The organism is Actinacidiphila glaucinigra, from assembly GCF_900188405.1.
GTDB lineage: Bacteria > Actinomycetota > Actinomycetes > Streptomycetales > Streptomycetaceae > Actinacidiphila > Actinacidiphila glaucinigra.
This window is the reverse complement of sequence record NZ_FZOF01000010.1, coordinates 13,281-37,724: the sequence shown is the minus strand read 5'-3', so window position 1 is coordinate 37,724 and position 24,444 is coordinate 13,281. Positions and strand designations below refer to the sequence as shown.

Annotated in this window: 4 protein-coding genes; 2 read left to right on the top strand and 2 right to left on the bottom strand. The window is 72.4% G+C overall.

The window, feature by feature from the left end:
• Nucleotides 1-68: 68 nt before the first annotated feature.
• Nucleotides 69-18,935, top strand: coding sequence for a hypothetical protein (locus CHF15_RS21500; RefSeq protein WP_089225475.1), 18,867 nt, complete (start codon nucleotides 69-71; stop codon nucleotides 18,933-18,935).
• Nucleotides 18,936-18,956: 21 nt separating this feature from the next.
• Nucleotides 18,957-21,491 carry a right-handed parallel beta-helix repeat-containing protein gene (locus CHF15_RS21495; RefSeq protein WP_089225474.1) on the top strand — a complete coding sequence of 845 codons (2,535 nt, stop codon included), beginning with the start codon at nucleotides 18,957-18,959 and terminating at the stop codon, nucleotides 21,489-21,491.
• A 116-nt stretch (nucleotides 21,492-21,607) separates the two neighbouring features.
• Here CHF15_RS21495 and CHF15_RS21490 read toward each other — a convergent pair whose 3' ends face one another.
• Complete coding sequence (locus CHF15_RS21490) at nucleotides 21,608-22,456, bottom strand: tetratricopeptide repeat protein (RefSeq protein ID WP_245938949.1); 849 nt, start codon at nucleotides 22,454-22,456, stop codon at nucleotides 21,608-21,610.
• A 102-nt stretch (nucleotides 22,457-22,558) separates the two neighbouring features.
• Nucleotides 22,559-24,328 carry an MOSC and FAD-binding oxidoreductase domain-containing protein gene (locus tag CHF15_RS21485; protein WP_089225473.1) on the bottom strand — a complete coding sequence of 590 codons (1,770 nt, stop codon included), beginning with the start codon at nucleotides 24,326-24,328 and terminating at the stop codon, nucleotides 22,559-22,561.
• Nucleotides 24,329-24,444: the final 116 nt, after the last annotated feature.

The following is a 24,444-nucleotide window of genomic DNA, read 5'->3' as shown; positions in this document are numbered from 1 at the left end:
GCCCCGCGCGTGGTCCACGTGGAGAGCTCCGCCGTGCTCCTCCGCTCCGAACCGAGAGGGATCCTGACATGCCTCGCCCGAGCGACTGGAACGTTCTCGGCCTCCACGGGGATCCGACCCCCGGAGACCCGGTCCAGATCCGTCTGCTGGTCGACGACCTGGTCAAGATCGGTTCGCAGGCGAGGACCATTGCGAACGCCATCGACCAGGTGATGAACACCGCGGACAGCAGTGTCTTCGCCGGGAAGACCGCCGACGCGCTGCGGGGCAAGGTCGACGACAGGCTGCGCAACCACATCAACGACGTGGCCGACTCCTTCTGGGAGGTCTCCCAGAACCTCGGTGCCTGGGCGAACCACATCGAGGACGCCCAGCGGAGGGCGGACGGCGCCCTGTCGGCCGCACGCGGCCTGCCGAAGGACGACCCGCAACTGGAGGCCCTTCGGCAGACCGCCCAGAGCGCGGGCACTGAGCTCGACGAGCTGGGCAACACGATCGCGAACGCGGTCAACAACGCCTCCGACATCCGGCTGCCGATCTCGGACTGCCAGGTCTTCTGGGAGATGTTCCAGATCCTGGCGATCATCCTCATCGTCCCAGCGCTGATCTTCGGCGGCCCGGTCGCCCTGCTCGCCCTCGGCGTCAACATGACGCTGTTCGTGAAGGCGGCCATCGATTTCGCCCGCGGCGACATCGGTTTCCTCGACCTGTTCCTCGCCGGGCTCGGCATCATCGCCCCCACCACGAAGGCGCTGCCGATCTTCGCCATCGGCGGCCTCCTCAAGTCCGGCTTCAAAGCCGTCCTCCAGTGGGGACGCAACGGCTTCCTGTCCCTGAAGGACTTGGTCAACGGGTTCCGGTTCGCCACCGTCTTCACGGGTCTGAGGGACGTCGCGCGGATCAGCCTGACCTGGGTGCGCCAGGGCGGACTGTGGGTCATGCAGAACTTCCACAACGTGCCCGCACTCGCCGGCTCGGTGTTCGTCAAGGGCGGGCTCGTCGTCGTGCAGGGCGTCCGCTCCATCCCCGTGGTGGTGCGCGGCTGGGGGTCGGCCATACGGGCCGGAGCCCCCGGGGCGTGGCAGAACTTCCGGATCTTCGCCCAGGAGACCTGGAGCAGCCAGATGGCCGGCGGCAAGTGGACGCGCCTGATCCTGCCCGTGACGCACACCGACATCGCGGAGTACGGGATGAAGGGCGCTCTGCGCATGGGCTTCTGGGACCGCGGCGTCATGGGCCGCGGCGTGTGGGACCTGCCGGTGGGCGGCACGGCCGCGCACACCGTGAGTGCCGTGCCGATGGGCCCGCACGGCGCGACCCCGCACCTGGACCTGGGGCACGCCAACATCAACATGGCCCGCATGGACCTGGAGGACGTGCGCTTCGGCAACTTCGCCGACACCCACACCTCCGTCCGCCCGTCCTCCTTCTCCGTGGCGCCCGTCAGCACCGTCGACCTGACAGGGCTGCGGGTCGGCACGGTCAACCCCGTCTCGGTGCACGGGGCGAGCGCCGTGTTCGACAACTCGACGGCGGGCTTCCGGGCCATGCGGCACATGGACGACGTGGTCGACATCGCCGGTACTCAGATGAGCCGGATGAGGATCGACGCCCTCGACGTGGCGCCCGGCCAGATGAGCGGGGGACTCGGGGTGAGCGCGGCGGCCCCCGGCGGCCATGTGACGCACTCCTCCGGCCTGTACGTGCCCGGCTCCGCCGGCGCCCCGGCCGTGCACGAAGGCGTGGACGTCTCCGCGCTCGTCGCCAAGGGCAACGGGGGCAACCTGCTCGCGCAGGGCCCGACCGGTGTCCTGACGGCACCGCCCGGCGGGACCGGCGCGCTGCACGCCGCCCTCACCGGAGTGCCCGCGCCCGCCCCGGGCAGCACGAGCCTGCACGACCTGCTCGCCGTCCCCGGCGCCCCGGGGGCGGGATCCGGTGCCGCGCACACCGCGCTGACCGGCGTCCAGGCGCCGCCGAGCGGTGCCGGGGTCCACGGCCTCCTGGGGGCCCCAGGCGGAACGCCCGCCCACGGCCCGCTCACCGGGGTCCCCGGGCACCAGGGCGGCACCGGCGCCGCCGGAGGCTCGGCGTTCGACCTGCTGTCGGGCGGCTCCAAGGGGACGCCGAACAACCCGGTGCCCACCCACATCGGGTCCGACCTCGGTGACAACGTCGCCGGTGCCGCCCGCGCCCACCAGGCCCAGCTGACCCTGGACGAGATCGTGCGGCCCGCCGGCAGCGGCCGTCCCGGCTCCGTGGTCACCGACGCCGTGCCCGGTTCCACCGCCCACGGCGTCCCTGCCCCCGGTCTGCCCAAGGGCGGCGTGCACGGCACACCGCCCAAGGACGCGGCCCGCTCGGCGCTCGACCTGCTCGACGACGGCCGCGGCGTCCGCCCCGTCGACGATCCCGCCTTCGCCGGCGCGCCCGGAACCGGGAAGGCCGTGGACACCGACGCGGGCCACGCCTTCGCCGGCGCGCCCGCACGGAGCACCGACGACGTGGTCGTCACCCCGGGCACGCACGACAAGGCGGTCGTCTCCGGCGACGGACACGTCGCGGTGCCGCTGCGTCAGGACCCCGTACCGGTCCCGCCCGCGGCCTCGGGCGGCGGTCACGTGCTCTCGCGCGAGGCGGACCTGCTCCACGAGGTCAACCTGAAGCTGGGCAAGATGGGGTCCGGCGCGGTGACGGTGGAGGCCGTCACCGCCGCCCGCCAGGTGCTGGAGGACCTCCGCGGCGCGGCCTTCACCAAGGTCGACATCCGGGCGCAGGCCGACCAGCTCGCCGTGCACCTCGCCGGCCCGGAACGCGGGAAGCTCCCCGGCGGCGTCCGGCACACGGACTTCACCGACGACGCGCCCGCGACCCCTGGGCCCGGCGGGCACCACGCACCGCCGGTCCCGCCGAGGCCTCCGCGGCCGGAGAGCGGCCTGCTCGACGGGCTCGACGACGTGGTCCTGGACGACACCGGGGCCCCGCTGGGTTCGCGCTTCGACTTCGACGACGACTCGGTGCCGGGCACTCCGGTCAGCGAGCACGGGACCGAGGACCTGGACGGCTTCTCGGAGTTCGTCGACCTGATCCGCCCGCTGCGGCAGCACGTGGAACGGGCCCTCGACAACCCCGCGGCGAACATCGAGGTGGCCCTCGTGGCCAGCCCGGGAGGCCGTACCTGGCGCGAGTTCTCCGACGACGTCGGCCACGCCATGGTGGCCGTGATGCTGCCGGGCGAGCGCAAACCGCTCACGATCGGCTTCTACCCCGAGGAGGGAAACCTCTTCGGCAACCCGGGTGCCATCGTCAACGACGCCGAATACCTGGTCTCCGGGCATGTCCGCGTACTGGGCACCTACCGGATCACGGCGGCGCAGCTGTTCGACGGATACCGGTACGCGATGGCCAACTCCGGTGCCGTGTACGACCTGTTCCGCTACAACTGCGTGCGGTTCGCCGAGGGCTTCGTCTCCGCCGCGCTCGGCAAGTCCGTGGCGGACCTGTGGGTGGCGGCGCCGTACCGACTCGTCGACACGATGCTGCGCCGCGACGGCGCCTGGCACTGGGCGGACGGCACGACGTCCGTGGCCAAGCTGACCGCCGACGACACGATCCGGTACCAGGACGCCTTCATCGAGGTGGAGGACTGGCGGGTTCTCGACGAGGGCCGGTTCCAGGCCGCCACCGACCAGGCGCAGAGCTTCGTGCTCTTCGACCACCAGCGTCCCCTGATCGACGGCAATATCGCGACCGTTCCGCAGAAGGAACGTCTCGCGATCCTCGGCCAGTTCGAGAAGATGATCACCCACACCATCCTCACCTCGGGTGACGACGCCGGACGCCAGCTGTCGCGCCAGCTCGGCGAGACGTACGGCACGCTCCGTCCGGGGCTGTCCGACCTGCCGGGCCCCTCGGTGACTGTGTCCGCCGGCGGCGACTCCCTCCCGGGCGTCGGACGGGGCTCCGTGGACAGCGTGCCGGAGCCCGTCCCGAGCCCCGGCGGGTCGGCCGCGGGGGATTCCGCCGGTCACCTGCCGCCGTCCTCGGTGCAGTACCCGTCCGACGTGCAGCACATGTTCGGCGAGATCGACGACATGCTGGACGAGATGGGCCTGTTCCGGCACTCGCTGGACGACCTGCCGTCCGGTCCTCCGTCGCCCGTGCACCCGGGGACGGGAGGGGGCGACGTCCACGTCGGCACCGGCGGGGACGACGTCGTACGGTTCATGGACGACACTCGGCCGGTGCGGCAGCACCTGGAGCACGCGATCGCCGACCCCGCGGCCGACATCCGGCTGGTCCTGGGGACCGACGGTTCGACGGGCGCCCGTTCGCTGACGGTCCTGCTGCCGGGCCGGGACGCGCCGGTGCCCCTGGGCCCGGGTGCGCCGGGCGAGCTCGGTGCCGTCCGCGGCACCGCCGACGGGGCCCCGGCGGGCGGGACGCACGTCGTGGAGGAGCACCGGATCACGGCGGCACAGCTGGAGAACGCCTATCTGTACGCGGCCCGGAACCTGCCGCTGTGGCACACCGACGCGGGCCGGTTCACCGACGGGTTCATGGACGCGGTGCTCGACGCGCGGCCGGCGGTGCCCGATGGCTCGGCCGGCAGGGCGGTGCGCGACGTGACGGCCGATGTCACGGACGTGCCGCCCGTGGTGGGGGACAAGGGCAAGGGCAAGCCGTCCGCCGGCACCCTGGACACCACCGGTACCGGATCGGACCACGGCGGCGTGCGCGGGAACTTCGCGGACGACCTGTCGGAGATCGACGTGGCGGCGTCCATCACCGACGCCCGCCGCGAGCTGATCAACGCCCGGACGATCCGCGACGACCTGCAGACGCGCTACGTGGACGGCGTCGGCACCTCGGCCGAGGTCGACGGCGTCCGCTACCTCGAGTCGTGGCAGCAGGTCAGGCAGGCCGACGACGCGCTGGCCCGGGCGGAGGCCCACTGGAACGAGCTGACCGGCGGAGCACCGCTCCCCGAGGTGCAGTCCTACGCCGGCCACGGCCTCGGCGGCGGCGCGCGCCTTCCGGAGGGCCTGCGTTCGCTGCTGCACCTCAAGGGCCGTGGCGACGCGGTTCCCCCGGCTCCCCAGGGAGTCGTGCAGTCCGTCGACCACGTGCCGTCCGCCACCCACGTCGTCACCCAGCTGGAGGGCGGCAAGCTCAGCCACGCCCTCGTGCCCAGCGGTCAGGACCTGACGGTGGCCCACTGGCTCAGCGAGCCGCAGTCGGCCCACGGATGGCCCAAGGGCCAGGGCAAGGAGGCCTACGAGGGCGACCTCACGGCCCATCAGGACATCCTGACCAAGGGGCTGGCCCGCGCGGAGCACGACGACGCACTGAAGTCGGTGCTGCTGCAGCAGCAGAAGTCGTTCGACGAGAACAAGCTGCTGTTCCAGGCCCTCGAAGGCCGTACGGAACTGCGGGACCTGCGCATGCCGCAGCTCTCCGCGATCGTCATGGCCGAACGGCGCGCCATCCGCACGCTCGCGGCGGACACGGACCAGCTGACCACCAAGCTGCGCAGCGACGAGTGGGAGTGGGCGAAGGGCTACCGGCTCGACGGGGCGGAGGCCGGTGAGCTCGTCACGAAGGTGCACAAGCACCTACAGGACGAGCTCTCGCTCACGGTGAACCTCAAGCTCGGCAACCAGCTGCCGGGCGGCGGGACGCTGCTGGACGCGATGACCGCGGACCAGCAGCTGCTCCGCAACGCATGGGAGATCGACAACGCCGGCGCCGGGTACTACGTCACGCGCGGCAACACGGAAGAGGCCCTCGGCCTGCCGGCGTCCGTGAAGCGGACGACGGACGCCTCGGGGATCTACCCGGGCCAGGGCGGCAAGCAGTTCGCCCCGACCGCGGCCGACATCGCGGACCTCCCGAACTACGCCGCCCTCACCTCCAAGTACCGGCCCAGCGGCGTGAAGATGTACGGGCAGGCGGTCTTCCACCTCAAGCCCAACTTGATGGAGCGGGCCACGTTCACGCCTGCGGACAGCTTCGGCCAGGGCCTGGAGGGCGCCATGAGCGTCACCGGGCGAGGCAATATGCTTCCGCTGCTCAACCACGGCCCCGAGCCGCTGGTCCGGCTCGCCTTCGCCGAGGCGACCGACTTCCAGTACGACAGTGCGTTCCGCGGCCTGCGCGATGCCGGGAAGCTCGAGGGGAAGCTCAACAGGTACTTCGAGGCCCAGCTCCACGGTGGCGTGAAGTGGGACGACCTCGACCGCGTCGTGCTCGTCAACGACGGCTTCAACCCGGCTGGACTGCAGGCGCAGAAGCTGCAGCTGGAGCAGTTCGCCACGGACAAGGGGCTCTCGTTCACGGTCGAGGTCCACAACGCGCGACCGGGCGCCGCGGTCTCCGCCCCGGGCGCGCCCCCGGCGCCCCCTGGATCCGGTGGCGCCCATCCCGGTGGAACCGGCGGCGCGGGTCCCTCGTCGGTGCACGGGCCCGGGCCGACCAGCGGCCACCCGGGCGGTCCCGGCACTCCGCCCGCACCGGGCGGCAGCAAGGCCGGCGGTGCGGTGGACGAGGTGCACGAGAGCTACGCCGACCTCGACTTCGCCCGCTCGCTCCTCGACGAGGGCGGCGTGCCCAGGGCGGACCTCTTCACGGACACGGCCGCGCGTGTCGAGCGGTCCGGTGACGCCTCGTTCGTCTCCCCGGCGGCACCGGCCGCCTCGGGGGGCTCCGCGAAGCTGACCGATGACCAGATCCTGAACGCCGTCGTCGGCACGGGCGGGCGCAACGGCGACGAACGCCGTACGCTCGGCGGTTTCGAGTTCGGCGCGGGCACCCGCAGCAACGACGGCAAGAACCTCGTGTCACGGCCGATCGTGGTCACCGTCAAGGACGGCGGGACGGAGGCCGACGTGGCCGTCCACCTGAACGTGATGCTCAGCTCGGGCAACGAGGCCGACGTGACGGTGACGGGCGGGAAGCTCGCGAACACCACGGAAGTCACGATCACCGGGAGCAAGTTCCACCTCACCGCGCGACCGCACACCGACCAGAACCTGATCGACCTGCACGGCCCGTCCAGCGACACCGCGTCGAAGTCCATCCACGTGGGGCCGAGCAACGCCAAGACCGGCTGGAACAGCAGGCCGGGCAACACCAGGAACCTCGCGCAATCCCTCGGCGTCTCGGAACAGAAGCTCATCGAGGCTCTCGACAACCGGTTCCCGCCGAGCGGACTGGTCGAGACGATCCACCGCTTCCAGGACGACGTGGAGCGTGCCGTCGTCCACGGCTCCGGCGCGGAGGACGTGCGGGTTCACTTCCAGGGTGACAAGTCGTTCCCCGTCCGGGGGGACTCCGGCGGCGTGTCGGCGCCCGCCGTCACCGGCCTGTCCCGTGGGGCGGGTGACGTCCTGCACGGTGGGGTTCCGGGTGCGGGGCGGGTGGATCTGACGCTGGACGCGGGTTGGGACGCTGCGCGTGGTGCGGCGGCGCCGAACACGGTGAAGCACTCGTGGGTGGATCCGGTGTCGACGCCCCGGGGCGGTGGCGCTCACGCGCCGCGGTACGAGGTGCAGGCCGGTTATGACGTGCGCCGTTTCGAGGTGGGCGGGCGTTCCGTCACGGATCTGACGGTGAAGGTGCGGCTCGCCGGTGACGGTCTGTCGCCGTCACAGGTGGACGCGCTGTGGGACCGTGCCGTGTCGGGTGTGGAGAGTGTCTTCAACCGTCCAGGTGCGGTGCTGCGCGATGAGAGCGTCCTGCACGTGACGCTGGAGCGGGTCACCGGGAATGCCTCTGACGCGCATCTGAACGTGAACGTGGGCAGGCCGCAGGGGGCGATGAACCAGCATCAGTGGCGGATCGACGCGACGGAGCAGGATCTGGCGCACGAGCTGGGCCATCAGCTGGGTCTGCGGGACGAGTACCGGGACACCACGGCCGGACACCGGCCCGAGGTCGACGGCAGTCTGATGGGCAACTACCACAACGCCGCCCCGGAGGGCCTGTCCCAGGGCGGGCTGCGCCCCCGCTACCTGGACCTCATCCACACCCAGGTGGTCAGCCACGACCACGTCCACGTGCCGCACGTCGACGTCGACGCGATCGACGGGATCGCCCCCCAGGCACCCGACAAGAACAAGGTCAAGGCGAGCACATCACAGCCGGCGGCCGTCCCGGCCACCCTCACGCGGCAGCCGGAAGCCACGCGATTCACCCAGGGTTACCAGAAGATCGCCGATTACTACGCGCTGAAGCCCCTCGCCCAGTACGACGGCACGGCCAAGGGCTCGCTCCAGGGCGGTGAGGGGACCCGTTTCGTCGCCACGGTCATCGCGACCCCGGACACGGATCTGCTGCAGCTTGCGCGGACGTACGGGACGGCGTTCGGGAAGGAGTCCCTCGGCGAGCGGCTGGGGCTCGTGATCGGCGTGAACGGACGGGTGGGCAACGACGCCGAGATCACCGATGCGGTGCGGAAGTTCGCCCAGCAGTGGGAGAAGGAGGGCGACTTCTCGGTTTCGGTCACCGGTTTCACCTGGGAGCAGCCCAATCGCCAGTTGTTGGCGGACGGCGGCCAGAAGATGGTCCCCTATGGTGCGCTCCGCGAGGCGGTCATCCGCAACAATCTCACCGAGGGCATGCTCGACAAGCTGAAGCTGAACTCCGGGGGAGAGGTGTACCTGCACGTCGGTGACGCCGACGTCATGAGCATGGTCGTCGGCGGGAAGCCGCTCTTCGAGCGTGCCGCCGCGAAGATCGAGGCCCTTACCGTTCAGAACGTCAACGCCCCCGAGGTGGTGAGTGGTGGTTACACGCTCCCCGGGGGTGTTGCCAAGAACGCCGCCGATCTTGACCTTGCCGTGCGCGACGCGATGGCGAAGACCGACACGCGAGCGATCTACTTCCCCGAGCCCAACACGTTCATCCGTGTCGACCCGAACCACGGCCTGGAGAAGGACATCCGGTTCGGCGAGATCTCGGGCGACAGCATCAACTACGGGGCCAGGGAGGGCGAGCGGCTTCTCGACAGCTCCCTCAAGAACCGCGGTTACATCTGGCAGGGTCGGGAGAACCAGGGCTTCGTCTTCGACTCGAGTCTCGCACTCGTCACCGATGGGGGGCGGATCGCCAAGGAGGTGGGGGACGACCCGCGGGCGATTCTCAGCGGGCTGACCCAGAGCCACGCGAACCCGAAGACCTGGACCGAGCAGATCGAGCGCCACATCAAGCTGCACCACCCGGACGTGCTCGTGAAGGACGCGAACGTCGGGAAGAGCCTGGCGGCCATCGCCTTCCACGACATCCAGGCGGACGGCATCACGGCCCTCAAGACCATGACGCGCAAGGAGCTCGGAAAGGCACTTCCGGCGGAGGCGGACGCGCTCAAGCAGGTGGCCGGCGACCACCCGGGTGCAGTCAGGCAACTGCTCGACATGGCCGTCGACACCCGTAACGCCCTCGTTGACGGCATCAACAAGCGTCTGCCGCAGTCCGTCTCCCCGTCCGCTCCGGCTGCGAGTACGTCGACGGCCGCCCACGCAGGCGCCGGTACGGGCGGGCGGCTGACCCCTGACGCCGTCCGGATCCTGGACAGCATCACGAGTTCGGGCACCGTCGACGGCTCCCGACGCACCCTCGCCGGCTTCGAGTTCGGAAAGGTCCGCGACACGGGGAGCACGAACCTCATCTCGCGGCCCGTGCTGATGACGGTCACGGAGGGGGACAAGACGGTTCAGGTGGCCGTCCACCTCAATGTGATGGTCACCCCGAGCGGGAGGCTCGACGGGACGTCGGTCACGCTCAACGGGACGGACTTCCATCTCACCGCGCGCTCGAAGGCCGCGCAGGACCTGATCGACAAGCACGGACCCTCCGCTCTGACGGCGGACAACTCGATCCATGTGGGGCCGGGCAACGCCAAGGCCGGCTGGGACAACAGGGCCGGTCACCTCCAGAACCTGGCGGACGAGCTCGGCATCACGAGGGACAGCCTGATCAAGGCGCTCGACAGGCGTTTCCCGCCGGGCGAACTGCCGGACACCGTGGCCCTGTTCCAGCGGGACGTGGAGCGTGCCGTCGTCCATGCCTCCGCCTCCGAGGTCATCACGGTGGAGTTCCGGGGCGACAAGTCGTTCCCGGTGCAGGACAAGTCCACCGGTGTCTCCGCGCGGGCGGTGGACGGGCCGGCCGGTGTGGTGGACGACTTCTTCCACGGTGCGGTTCCGGGTGCGGGGCGGGTGGATCTGACGCTGGACGCGGGTTGGGACGCTGCGCGTGGTGCGGCGGCGCCGAACACGGTGAAGCACTCGTGGGTGGATCCGGTGTCGACGCCTCGGGGCGGTGGCGCTCACGCGCCGCGGTACGAGGTTCGCGCGGGCTATGACGTGCGGAGGTTCGAGCTGGGTGGGCGTCCGGTCACGGATCTGACGGTGAAGGTGCGGCTGGCCGGTGACGGTCTGTTGCCCAGCGAGGTGGATGCGCTGTGGGACCGTGCGGTGTGGGGTGTGGAGCGGGTGTTCAACCGTCCTGGTGCGGTGCTGCGCGATGAGAGTGTTTTGCACGTCACGTTGGAGCGGGTCACCGGGAACGCGTCCGACGCGCATCTGAACGTGAACGTGGGCCGGCCGCAGGGGGCGATGAACCAGCACCAGTGGCGGATCGACGCCACCGAGCAGGACCTCGCACACGAGCTGGGCCATCAGCTGGGCCTGAGGGACGAGTACCGGGACACCACCGCGGGGCATCGCCCCGAGGTGGACGGCAGTCTGATGGGCAACTACCACAACGCCGCACCCGAGGGTCTGTCCCAGGGTGGTCTGCGCTCCCGCTACCTGGACCTCATCCACACCCAGGTCGCCGGCCACGACCACGTCCACGTGCCCCACGTCGACGTCGACGCGGTCGACGGAATCGCTCCCCACGCACCCGGCAAGAACAAGGCCAAGCCGAGTACCTCGCAGTTGGGACCCGTGCCGACGTCGTTCACGCAGCGGACGGAGGCCGTGCGCTTCAGCGAGGACTTCAACGACATCGCCAAGAATTACCGGTTGAATCCGGTGGCCCAGTACGACGGTGCGGCCAAGGGCTCGCTCCAGGGCGGCGAGGGGACCCGTTTCGTCGCCACGGTCATCGCGACCCCGGACACGGATCTGCTCACCCTGGCGAAGACGTACGGGACGGCGTTCACCGACGAGTCGGTCCTGGGCGAGCGGCTGGGCCTCGTCATCGGTGTGAACGGACGCGTCGGCAAGGAAGCCGAGATCACCGACGCGGTGCGGAAGTTCGCCCAGCAGTGGGAGAAGGAGGGCAACTTCGAAGTCTCCGTCACCGGCTTCACCTGGAAGCAGCCCAACTCCAAGCTGGTGGAGGCCGGCGCCCAGAAGGAGATCCCGTACGGCGCGCTCCGCGAGGCGGTGATTCGGGACGATCTCACCCGCGGCATGCTGAAGAAGGTCAAACTGAATGCCGAGGGCGAGGTGTACGTGCACGTCGGCGACGCCGACGTCAAGAACATGGTCGTCGGCGGGAAGCCGCTCTTCGAGCGTGCCGCCGCGAAGATCGAGTTGTTGAGCGCGCAGAACGACGGGTTCGCTCCCGAGATGGTGAGTGGCGGTTACACCCTCCCCGGGGGTGCCGCGAAGAACGCCGCCGACCTCGACCTGGCCGTGCGCGACGCGATGGCGAAGACCGACGCGCGGGCGATCTACTTCCCCGAGCCCAATACGTTCGTCCGTGTCGACCCGAACCACGGCCTGGAGAAGGACATCCGGTTCGGTGAGGTCTCCGGAAGGACCGTCAGTTACGAGGCCAGAGAGGGGGAGCGTCTCCTCGACAGCCTCGTCAAGAACCGCCGCCACCTGTGGCCGGGACAGGAGAACAAGGCCGTCGTGTTCGATTCGAACCTGGCCCTGGTCACCGACGGCGAGCGCATCGCCCTGGAAGTGGGCGATGACCCGCAGTCGCTCCTCACGGGTCTCACGCAGAGCCATGCGAACCGGAAGATCTGGACCGAGCAGATGGAGCACTTCCTCACGCTGCACCACCCGAACGTGCTCGTGAAGGACGCGAACGCCGGGAAGAACCTGGCCGCCATCGCCTTCCACGACATCAAGGCGGACGGCATCACCACCCTCGCGAAGCTGGACGCGAGGGAACTCGGTGCCGCCCGGTCAGTGGAATGGAAGGCGGTGCTCAATGCCGCCAAGGGCTCCGACGGCGCTTTCAAGCAGCTGGTCGGCATGGCCATGGACACCCGGAACGCCCTGGTCACCGGTATCAACAAGCACCTGCCGCTGTCCGTCTCGGCGGCCGCCCCGGGCGCCACGCGGCTGACCGGGGACGGGGTGCTGGACGTCGTCATCGGCAGGGGCGGTGGGAGGCCCGAGGACGCGCGTCGCACGCTCGGCGGCTTCGAGTTCGGCCTGAAGACCCGCAACAACGGCGGCAACAACCTCATCTCCCGCCCGATCGTGGTCAAGGTCGTGGACGGTGGGACGGAAGCGGAGGTGGCCGTCCACGTGAACGTGGTCCTCACCTCGAGTCATGAGACGCGGGTGGCGGGCGGGTCGTCGGTCACGATCAAGGGGAGCGACTTCCACCTGACCGCGCGTTCGAAGGCCGCCCAGGATCTGATCGACCTGCACGGTCCGTCCATCCTGACCGCGGACAACTCCGTCCACGTGGGGCCGAGCAACGCCACGCCGGGCTGGAAGAACAATCCCGGTCACCTCCAGAACCTGGCGGACGAGCTCGGGGTTTCGAAGGACAGCCTGCTCGACGGGCTCGACAGGCGTTTCCCGCCGGGCGAACTGCTGGACACGCTCAAGCGGCTTCAGCAGGACGTGCGGCGGACCGTCGTCCACGGCTCCGCCACGGAGACCGTGACGGTGCGCTGGGAGAGCGGGGACAGGTCGTTCCCGGTTCTGGACAAGCCCTCTCAGGTTTCGCCGCGGACGGTGTCCGGGCCGGCGGGGTCGGTCGACGACCTCATGCACGCCGCGGGTGCGGGGCGGGTGGATCTGACGCTGGACGCGGGTTGGGACGCGGCGCGTGGTGCGGCGGCGCCGAACACGGTGAAGCACTCGTGGGTGGATCCGGTGTCGACGCCTCGGGGTGGCGGTGCTCATGCTCCGCGGTACGAGGTGCGCGCGGGCTATGACGTCCGTACGTTCGAGTTGGGGGACCACTCGGTCACGGATCTGACGGTGCGGGTGCGGTTGGCGGCGGACGGGTTGTCGCCGACTGAGGTGGACGCGTTGTGGGACCGTGCGGTGTCGGGTGTGGAGCGGGTATTCAACCGTCCTGGTGCGGTGCTGCGCGATGAGAGTGTTCTGCACGTCACGTTGGAACGGGTCACCGGGAACGCGTCCGACGCGCATCTGAACGTGAACGTGGGTGGTTCGCGTGGTGCGATGAACCAGCATCAGTGGCGGATCGACGCGACCGAGCAGGATCTGGCGCACGAGTTGGGCCATCAGCTGGGTCTGCGGGACGAGTACCGGGACACCACGGCCGGACACCGGCCCGAGGTCGACGGCAGTCTGATGGGCAACTACCACAACGCCGCCCCGGAGGGCCTGTCCCAGGGCGGGCTGCGCCCGCGTTACCTGGACCTCATCCACGGCCAGGTCGCGAGCCACGACCACGTCCACGTGCCGCACCTCCCCGCCGCCTCGGACGACGTGATCGCGGCCGGCGGCAGCGGCGCCGGCGAACTCGACCTGCTCGACCCGGCCGTCTTCAAGGCGCAGACGTCCGGCTCCGGTGCGGCGATCGACGCCGTCGAACGCCGGTTGTCCGAGCTGCACGACGTGCACGGAACGGACCTCGCCGGGCGGATCTCGGCGCTCGACGAACTGACCGCGGCCGCCGACGACTTCCTCACCGCCCACCGTGGCGCACCGGGTGTCGCCGGCGTCGAGCGCATGCTGGTCCAGGTCCGGGCCGAGAGCGGCGCCTACCGGTTGCTGCAGGAGCGCGCCGCGTTCGGTACGGGCCACGGCGGCGGCGTGGCCGCCCTGGACGACCTGGCGACCCGCGTCCGTGCCGTCCTGGCGGGCGACGACCTCACGCAGGCGACCCGCGTGCGGCTCCAGGACGCGCTCACCGGCACCGAACGTCAGGCCGGCGCCCTGCGCCTGCTCGCGGGGAACGACGTCCCGGCAGCGTCGGCCCCCGCCCCGGCCGCCGCGGGGCGCGACGCGACCCCCGGCGCCGGCACGTCGAGCGACCTGCCCGAGGGCTCCGCGGGGAGCGTCACCCGGGTCGAGTTGAGCGACTCCGGCGTCGAGGGCGTCAACGGGCTGGTCATCGAGCGCATCGCGGCCGGCGACGGCAGCGTGACCCACCGCGTCCTCGGTCGCGGGTTCGAGCCCGACGAGGGCCGGACGGTCGTTTTCCGTGACGGCGGGTTCGACGTGCGGCACACCGCGTCGGACACGGTGGCCCGGTACAACGAGTCGGGCATCAGGACCGCCCAGGAGGCGCCGCTCCGGAACGCCGCCGGAGACCCGAACGGCCTGCGGCTGCACACCGATCTGAACGGTCACGGCCGCCCCGCGGCGGCCCGCCTCGCCGGCCCGGACGCCGAGCACCACCTCGCGGAACCGCTGGAGGACGGGACGGTCCGCGTCACCGATACCCGTACCGGCGAGACCACACGCCACCGCACCGGCGGCCACCCGGTCGACGGGGGCCTGCGGCTGCGCGGGGCGGACGGGACGCCGGCCGAGGGAGACCTCGTGCTGGTGCGTGAGGACGGCACCACCCGCGTCACCGACGTCCAGGGGCGCGACGTGCCCCGCACGGTGACCCCCCTGGAGGACGGCGCCGGGTTCCGGATCACGGACGACGTCAGTGGTGCGTCCGTGCGCCACGACGGGGCCGGACGGCTCCAGGAGAGCGGGCTGTCGCTCACCGGCGCGGACGGCGGACGCGGTGACCTGTTCCTGGCCCGCGACGGTGCGGGCACCCACACGCTGACGAACGCCCACGGCGTCCCGCAGCGCGGCGACGTCACCGTCCTTCCCGGGGACGCCGGTTTCCGGATCATCGACGACGGGACCGGCGCCACGTCCCGCCACACCCCGGACGGCCGCTGGCAGGACGCCGGGACCGCCCTCGCGGACCCGGCGGACGGGGCCCGCGGGGCCAGGGTCGTGGTCGCGGACGGCGCCGGCGGTGTGCGTCTCACGGACGGCCTGGGCCGGTCGCTCACCGAGCGTGTGACGGACGTCGGCGGCGGCCGGTTCCGCACGTTCGACGACACCACGGGTCGGTCCGTGCTCCACGACGTCCAGGGCCGGCACGTCGAGACCGGCACGGCGCTCGCCGGCCCGGTGGCCGGTACGCCCCGCGACCGCATCGTCGTCCCGGACGCGGCGGGCGGCCACCGGCTCACCGACGCCACGGGCGCCGCCCTGCCCGAGCGGGTCCGGGCACTGCCGGGCAACGGCGGTTTCCGCGTGACCCACGCCACCGGCTACCGGACGTTCGCCCCCGACGGCGCCTTCACCGGTGACGGCCTGCGCCTCACCGGCCGCGGCGGCGTACCGGCGGGCCACCTGGACCGTGCGGCGGGCGGGGGACAGCGGTGGCTGGACGAGGCGTTCGCGCCCGACGCCCAGCGGGCCGTCACGGTCCACGGGAACGGCCACATCGAGATCGCCCGGCCCGGCAACGGCCACCAGGTGTTCCACGGCACGACCGGGGAACTGGTCCAGGAGGTCACCCCGCTGCCCGGCGGCACACGGCAGGTGACCGCGGCAGACGGTTCCTTCGCCCGCCACGACGAGGACGGCGCCCTGACCGCCCACGGCACCCCGCTGCCGGACGAGGCGGGCGGGCGCGTCCTCGTCACGCGGGCGCCCAGCGCGGACGAGCCGAACGGCGCGCACTGGCTGGAGGACCCCGCGGGCAACACCATCCGGCACTGGAACGCCACCGGGCAGCCGGCGGGCGGCGTGCGGATCGAGTGCACGCTGCCCGGCGGCCCGCGCCGCGGGGAGTTCCTGGAGCTGGACCCGGACGGCGTGGTCGTCCGTCAGGGCTTCAACGTCCTCGACAAGGGCAGGACGACCCCGTACCAGTACGTCTTGGACCACGGGAGCAGCACGTGGGCCCGCACCGGAGGCGCCGACGGCGCCCCCCGGGGGGTGTTCCACCACGGCACTGCGGATCTGACGGGCGTCGCGAACGGCAGGGTGGTGCTGCTCAGCGCGACGGGGGCTCCGGTTCCCGTCTTCGAACGCCGGGTGCTGCCCGGCGGCGGGCTCCTCGACTCCTTCCGCCGCACGGACACCATCGCGTTCGGCCGTACCAACCCCCGTACGAGCTGGGCGCGCTGGGGCGACGAGGCCGCCCTCTCCGGCTCGGGGATCCGTGAGTACGACACGGCGGGCACCGGCTGGCGCGACCTCGACGGACGCGGCGACGTCGTCCACGAGTACCAGGCCGGTCTGCAGAAGCACACCAACGGCACGGGCCACACGCTGGCGCTGCGGGACGGGAACGGCGACCTGCGCTGGCACCGCTACGACGGCGCCGGCAAGGAGCTCGCCGAGGGCCCGCGGACCCCGGACCGCTTCGACTCCGGCTGGACCGACCTCGCCGACGACGGGCGGACCCTCGTCCAGCGCAAGTGGGGCATGGGCCGGCTGCCGGAGCACGCGGGGCAGTACGAGGAGCACAAGATCGTGCCGGACACCGGTGCGCCCGGCGGGTGGCGGACCGACGGGACCTGGCAGCGCCAGTCCCCGCACGGCAAGGAGGTCGGAAAGGCCGAGGTCGTCGACGGCCACCTGCTGGTCACCGAGCGGTGGCGCGAGCAGCGTCCGCCCGTCTGGGTCCGCAGGGGCCTGCTGCCGGGCGCAGGGGACGCGGAGGGCGCCTACGCCCATGTGCTCGGCGACAACGCGTACCAGATGTTCACCTGGGAGAAGCGGCCGATCGGCGCCGGCACCGGAACCTCGGGCGTGCGCTACGTCGGCCTCGACGGCGGAGTCCTCGACCTGACCGCGGACGGCCGCTTCGCGCGCCTGACGACCAAGCTGCACGACGGCACGGCCCTCAAGGTCGGCGACCACGCCGCACGTCCCGACCACGCACCCGCGGCCGCGGGGCACCAGCCGTGGGAGGCCGGGCAGTCGCGGGGTTACCGCGTGCCGCAGGACCCGGCGGCCACCGGCCTGCTGTGGCGGGACGAGTACCGCGACGCCGCGGGCGTCCACGTCGTCCGCGAGGGCCTCCCCGGCGGGGTGGTGCGCGAGTACACCACCCCGCGGGCCGTGGACGCCGCCGCCGGCCACGGCACCTGGGTCACCCGTGACGCGCACGGCAACCTCACCGGGATGCGGCAGCCGAACCCCGACGGCACCGTGAACAGCTTCATCGAGGGTGTGGGGAAGACGGACTCCGCGAAGTGGACGTGGCGCGAGGTGGACGCCGAAGGCACCCCGCTCGGCGCGTCCGGCACCCGCAAGTTCTTCCGCGGCTCCAGCGACCCGAAGCTGTCCTGGGACGATTCCTTCCGCGACCGCGACGCGGGCGGCCGGCTGGTCCGCGAGCGCCGCATGCTCGACAAGGGCCGCTACGTGCAGGCCTGGCGCGACCCGGCCGACGGCAACGGCTGGCTGACGGCCGCGTACGACCGGACCGGGCGCGGGATCGACCCCGGGCCCGGCCGGCAGGTGCGCAGCTGGTGGAACGGCACGTCGTGGCAGGACCAGTGGTCGCGCGGCGCGCGGCACTTCCGTGACGAGCTGCGGCCGCTGCCCGGCACCCAAGGCGCCACCGTCAGGCTCCGCGAGGTCCCCGTGGGCCTCGGCGGTCCGCTGCGGGTGCGCGAGTACGACCCGGCGGTAGCGACCCCGCACTCGGTCTGGAAGGAGTTCGACCACGAGTCCGTCGTCCGCGAGCGCCAGGCCGTGAGGGGCGCCGACGGAACCGTCACCGGCTACCTGGAGACGGACGCCTGGCGCGGCCAGTGGAACCGCTACGACGCCGACGGCGGGCTCGTCGCCCAGCGCACCGACAGCGGTCTGGTCTGGGAGCGCGGTCCGCTCGGCCAGATGAGGCTGGTCGGCAACGAGTACGACTACCGCGGGGCACTGACCGAGATCCGCGGCTGGGGGCGCCGGATCCGCGAGGCGCAGCGCATGCCGTGGTCCGGCACGGTGGTCCCCGACGGCGCCGGTGCGGCGCTGCGCGAGGCCCGGTACGAACCGTACTGGCGGACCGTGGCGTACAAGGCCGCCGTGGAGTTCGGCCAGGAGTTCGTCCTGGAGTTCGCCGCCAACCTGGTGGTGAACGCGATCGTCGACGCCGCCCAGCACAAGAAGTTCACCGGGGACGACGTGCTGAAGGCGTTCGCCAACGCCGCCGTGTCCTCGGGCGTCAAGACCGGTTTCGGCATCGCGGTGCACGAGAACCGGATTCCCGGGCTCCGGAACCTCGGCAACCTCAAGTCGACCCTGGCCAACGTCGACGGCGGCAAGCACGCGCAGCGCCGGCCGTTCAACCACGACAAGACCTGGACCAACGAGTGGGCCGGGAACGAGACGCCCACCCGCTGGCGCGGCGGCATCTACGACTTCGCCTTCAGCGCGGGCACCAGCGTGATCTCGGGATGGTTCAACGGCGCCATGAACGCCGCCGTGTGGGGCGTGAGCGACGCCAACGGCACCACGCATCACCTCAAGGGTGACGACGCGTGGCTGGACGGCGGCATCAACGCCATGGCGGCGCTCACCACGTCCGCCTCCACCGCCCTGGTCAAGAACGTCCTCGTGCTGGGCGGCGGCAGCCGGCTCTTCCACCGTCAGGGCTTCGCGGACTTCTGGATCCAGCTACCCTTCAAGATCTTCGAGAAGTCGATCCAGTCGGTTTACCTGACCGGTGCGTACCGTGCGAGCATCAACCCGTCCTGGTACCAGGTACCGCCGGCCGGCACCCAGTAGAAGCAGTAGAGGATCCGGAACATGACGCGTCACACCGTGGCCCCGAAGGGACAAGGCGGCCGGGGGGCCTTCCACCGGATCGCCGACGCGGTGCGCGCCGCCGCCCCCGGTGACGTGGTGGTGATCGCCCCGGGCACCTTCACCGAGGCGGTGGTGCTGGACCGCGCCGTCGTGCTCACCGCCGAGCACGGCCGGGGGAGCGTCGTGCTGGCCGCGCCGCCCGGGGACCGGCCCGCGCTGACCGTCGACGGGCCGGACTGCGCCGTGCACGGCGTCACCGTGTGGGGCGCCGACGACGGGGCCCCCGCGATCGCCGTCTCGCCCGGTGCCGGGCTGGTGCTGGAGGACTGCGCCGTCGAGGGCGGCCGGGTCCAGGCCCGCGGCCCGGAGGACGAGGAGAGCGGGACGACCGCCCTGATCCTGCGGCGCTGCCGCCTCGAGCGCGCCCGGCTGGCCGGCCTGCACCTGACCGGGGCGGTCCGCGCCCGGGCCGAGGACACCAGCGTCACCGGCGTGGACGGCACGGGCGTCGTGCTCTCCGGCACGGCCCGGTTGGAGGCCGCACGCCTGCGGCTGGACCGTACGACCGGCTCGGGCGTCCGGCTGCGCGGCAGCGCACGCCTGCGGCTCGCCGACTCCACGCTGACCGGCACCGGACGGGCCGGGCTGCTGCTGGAGGAGGCCGCCGAGGCCACGGCCGGCGAACTGCGGATCGAGTCGCCCGGCGCGGCCGGTGTGCACGTCACCGGTACGGCGCGCGCCGAGCTCACCGACTGCCGGATCCGCGGGGCGTCGGCCAGCGGGGTCGTGGTCCAGGACAACGCGGTGCTCGACGCGAACGGCTGCGCCGTCGCCGATGCCGGGGCCAACGGGCTGCTGGTCACGGGCGCCGCGCAGGCCCGGCTCGCGGACTGCCGGATCGACCGCAGCGCCTTCAGCGCCGTCCACCTTTCCGGCACCGCCACCGGACGGCTGACCGACTGCCTCGTCCGCGACGGGGCCGAGCACGGCGTCCACGCGGCGGGCGAGGCCCGTCTCGAACTCGCGGACTGCGGGATCAGGAACGTCGCCATGACCGGCGTCGCCGTGGCCGAGCAGGCGGTGGCGACGGTCACCGGCTGCCGCATCGACGAGGTGGCGACGGGCATAGGTGTCGGCTCGACCTCCGAGAGCCGGGTCGAGCACACCACGGTCACCGGCACCAGGGACATCGGGGTGCAGGTCGCGACCGGCGGCACCGCGGTCCTCACCGGCATCCGGATCACCGGGGCGGCCGCGGCGGGCGTCGTCGTCGACAAGGGCGCCGAGGCCACCATCAGCGGCGGATCGGTGGAGGACTGCGCCGGCTCCGGCGTCGTCGTGTGGACCGGAGCCCGCGCCACGGTCGCGGACCTGCGCATCGACCGGCCCGCCAAGAACGGCGTCTTCCTCGCCGAGGGCGCCACCGGCACCTTCACCTCCGTCGAGGTGTCCGGCTCGGGCTTCCCGGCGCTCCATGTGGGCACCGGCGCGGATCCCGTCTTCCGGCACTGCCGGATCCGCGACTGCGCGGACGCGCTCGGCACCGACGAGGGCGCGGCACCGGAACTGGACGACTGCACCGCCGACGGCGTCCCGCTGACCGCCGGGGGGCCCGCGCCCGCCCCGGCGGCGCCCTCCGCCCCGGGCGCTCCCACCGCACCGCCGCCCGTCGGCACGCGGCCCGCGGCCGGCACCGACGACCCGGACGTGCCCGAGGAGAGCCTGGAGGACCTGCTGGGCGAGCTCAACGCCCTCGTAGGCCTCGACCGTGTGAAGCACGACGTCGGCTCGCTGGTGAAGCTGATGCAGACCGTCCGCCGCCGCGAGGAGGCCGGACTGCCCGCCCCGCCGCTCAGCCGGCACCTGATCTTCGCGGGCAACCCAGGCACAGGCAAGACCACCGTGGCCCGTCTCTACGGCAGACTCCTGAAGGCCCTCGGACTGCTGCGCGAGGGCCACCTGGTGGAGGTCGACCGTACGGCCCTGGTCGGCGAGTACGTCGGCCACACCGGCCCCAAGACCACCGCCGCGTTCAACCGCGCCCTGGGCGGTGTGCTCTTCATCGACGAGGCCTACAGCCTCGCCCCCGTCGGAGCCGGCAACGACTTCGGCACGGAGGCCGTCGCCACCCTGGTCAAGCTCATGGAGGACCACCGCGACGACGTCGTCGTGATCGCGGCCGGCTACCCCGGCGACATGGACCGCTTCATCAGCTCCAACCCGGGCCTGTCCTCCCGCTTCGGCCGCACGCTCCTCTTCGAGGACTACGCGGCGGACGAACTGGTCTCGATCGTCGAGTACCAGGCCGCGGAGCACCAGTACGAACTCACCCCCACCGCCCGCGAGGAGCTCACCCGCCTGTTCGAGGTGCTCCCGCGCGGCGAGGGCTTCGGCAACGGCCGTTCCGCGCGCCAGATGTTCCAGGAGATGACCGAACGGCAGGCGCAGCGCGTCGCCGAACTCGACGACCCCACCGCGGACCAGCTCATGGCCCTGGAGGTCCAGGACCTCCCGCAGCCCGCCGTCCGCGGCTGAACGCCCGGGGCGGCGTGGCGGCCCGGCGGCGTGTTCGGGCCGCTCGTGGCCCTGGCCGCACAGGGCCTCGCGCAGCGCGCAGTCCGCGGCCCCCTGGTCGACTACCGGTGGCGGCGTCAGTCGCCGGGGGCGGGAGCGGGGGTCAGGCGCGTCTCCATCCGGGCCACCACCTGCTCCTGGGCGCGGCGGCGCGCGGCGGAGAGCCTGCGGTCGAGGACGAAGACCGGCAGGAGCCACGCCCAGCCCCACACGACCAGCCCGTGGGCGAGGTCCAGCGAGCGCAGCAGCGCGTTCGTGCCGTAGGCGAGGACGGCGGCGGCTGCCCAGGCAGGTGCCCGGTGACGGGCGAGCAGTCGCAGGGGCGCCCTCGCCGGGCCGGACAGTTCGGCGAGCGTGGCCGCCAGCACGGCGGCCCGGTGGTCCTCCGGCCGGCCCCGCAACCATGCCTCGGCGCGGTGCCGGGCCTCCTCTGCCGTGCTGTCGCGCAGGGCGTACGCGAGGTCGTCGCTCTGCGCCCGGGCGCTGCCCTGCTCCAGCTGGGCGGCCGCCGCCTGCATGCGGACGTCCTCCCACCACGAGCGCTGTGACCACCGCAGCGCTGCCTGGGCGTGTTCGGCCTCCGGGGAGCCGGGTGCGAGGCGCTCGAGTCGTTCGAGGAGGGTCCGCGCGCGGGCGGCCCGCCCGGGGTACTCGAACGCGTCGGCGGCGAGGCAGAACTCGGCGTACCCGGCGAGCAGTCCGGGGTGGTCCGGGGCGAGTTCCAGTCCCGCCCGGAAGGCCTTCTCCGCCTCGTCGTCGTGGTCGTCCTCGTCCTCGCCGACGTGCCCGAGCGCCAGCCAGCAGTGGAGGTCGGCGGACGTGGGGTCCTGCCGCAGCCCCTCCCGGGCGGTCCTGCGCACCGCCGCGTATCCGCCCGCGGCGTGGAGGTCGGCGCAAAGGCCCAGGTACTCGTCCGTCGTCGTCATGTGTCCCGCCCCTGAATTCATGCGCCCCGGTCGGGGCCGCACCACTGTGTGGCATGCGAACGCGCACGTCAACGCGGATTCGGGGCTGCGGGGCGGGGTGTCCTACAGATCCAGCACCAGGTCGGTGCGCGGCTGTGAGCAGCAGATGAGGGCGTTGCCCGCGGCGGGTTCGTCGACGGGTTCGGGGGCGTAGCCGACGCCGCCGGTCAGGACCGGGGTCTCGCAGGTGTGGCAGACCCCGGTGCGGCACGACCAGCGGGTCGGCACGTCGCACGCCTCGGCGAGTTCGAGGAGCGAGCCGTACGCCGGGTGCCACGGGACGCTGACGCCGCTGCGGGCGAAGGACACCGACGGCCCGGTCGGCTCGCCGGGCGGCGCGGCGGGCGGATGCGGGGTGCGGGCCGTCGCGCCGACCACGCCCGGGTTGATCGAGGACAGCGCGCCGAAGGTCTCCCGGTGGATGCGGTCCTCGGCCAGTCCTCCCGCGGCCAGCGCCTCCGCCATGTCGTCCATGAAGGCCGGCGGCCCGCAGACGTAGGCGTCCGCGTCGGGCGGCAGGTCCAGCGCGGCGATGCGGGCGGCGTCCAGCCGGCCGGCCCCGGTGTAGTCCGCGCCCGCGCGGTCGCTCTCCCGCGGCCTGCTGTACGCGATGTAGGCGTGCGCACCGGCCAGCCGCCCCACCAGGGCCCGGGACTCCGCGGCGAACGGATGGCTCTCCCCGTCGCGCGCCACGTGCAGCCACCACACCTCGCGCCGGCCGCAGGCGTCGGCCAGCGCGTACAGCATCGCCATCACCGGTGTGGCGCCCACCCCCGCGGACAGCAGCACCACCGGCGAGTCGCCCTCCCCGAGGACGAAGGTGCCGCGCGGCGCGGCGACGTCCAGCAGGTCGCCCTCCCGTACGTGCCGCCGCAGGTAGCCGCTGCCCGCGCCGTGCGGCTCCTGCTTGACGCTGATGCGGTACTCGGCCGCGCCGGGCCGCCCGGACAGGGAGTAGGTGCGGATCAGCGGGGGCCCGTCGGGTTCGGGCCGCATCCGGACGGTGAGGAACTGGCCCGGCATCCCGGCCGGCAGCGGGCTGCCGTCCTGCGCGGCCAGGGTCAGCGAGAAGATGCTGCTGCTCTCGTCCCGCACGCGGGCCACCCGCAGCGGGCGGAAGCCCGGCCACGCCGGGGGAGGGGCCGCCGCACCCGTCAGCCCGGGGTTGCCGGCGCTGCCGCCCTCCCCCGCCGGGCTGTCGAGCAGCGCCCGCATCGACGCCTGCCACCCCGGGCTCAGCGCGGGGATGCGCAGGGCACGCTCGACCTGGTCGCGGGCGTGCCCGGGCAGGTACAGCAGCGCGTCGATCTCGGCGACGGTCATGGCCTCCGGCCCGGTCCCGAGCTTGACGATCTCGTCGCCCGCGGTGACCTCGCCCTCCTCCAGCACCCGGAAGTAGAAGCCGGGGCGCCGGTGGGCCACCAGCAGTGCGGCCATCCGGGGCTCCGCCATGCGCATCCCGACCCGGTAGCAGGTCACCCGCGGCTGCGTGACCTCGAAGACGGCGCCGCCGATGCGGTACCGGTCGCCGATGCACACCTCGTCGTCCGGCAGCCCGTCCACGGTGAAGTTCTCGCCGAACTGGCCGAAGGTGAAGTCGTCCCGGCCGAGCTCCCGCTGCCAGTGACGGTACGAGTCCAGCTGGTACACCAGCACCGCGCGCTGCTCGCCGCCGTGCCCGCCGAGGTCCCCCTGCCCGTCGCCGTCGATGTTGAGCCGCCGGACCATGCGCGGACCCGACACCGGGTCCTTCCAGACACCCGTGTACGTCGTCCGGCCCTGCCACGGCACGTTCTTGGGCTTGCCGACGCTGACGGCGACCAGTGTGGCCATGCGCCATCTCCCTTGTAGCGCGACCCCCGCCTCCCGGCCACGCTATTACGCCGACCGTGCCGCGCAACCCGGCCGGTGCCACAGGGGCACCAGCGCCCGGAGCGAGAAATCCGGCC

Excerpts from the sequence above, each read along its gene's own strand:
- CHF15_RS21500 (WP_089225475.1), top strand. The coding sequence starts at position 69 with ATGCCTCGCCCGAGCGACTGGAACGTTCTCGGCCTCCACGGGGATCCG.
- CHF15_RS21485 (WP_089225473.1), bottom strand. The coding sequence starts at position 24,328 with ATGGCCACACTGGTCGCCGTCAGCGTCGGCAAGCCCAAGAACGTGCCG.
- CHF15_RS21490 (WP_245938949.1), bottom strand. The coding sequence starts at position 22,456 with ATGACGACGACGGACGAGTACCTGGGCCTTTGCGCCGACCTCCACGCC.
- CHF15_RS21495 (WP_089225474.1), top strand. The coding sequence starts at position 18,957 with ATGACGCGTCACACCGTGGCCCCGAAGGGACAAGGCGGCCGGGGGGCC.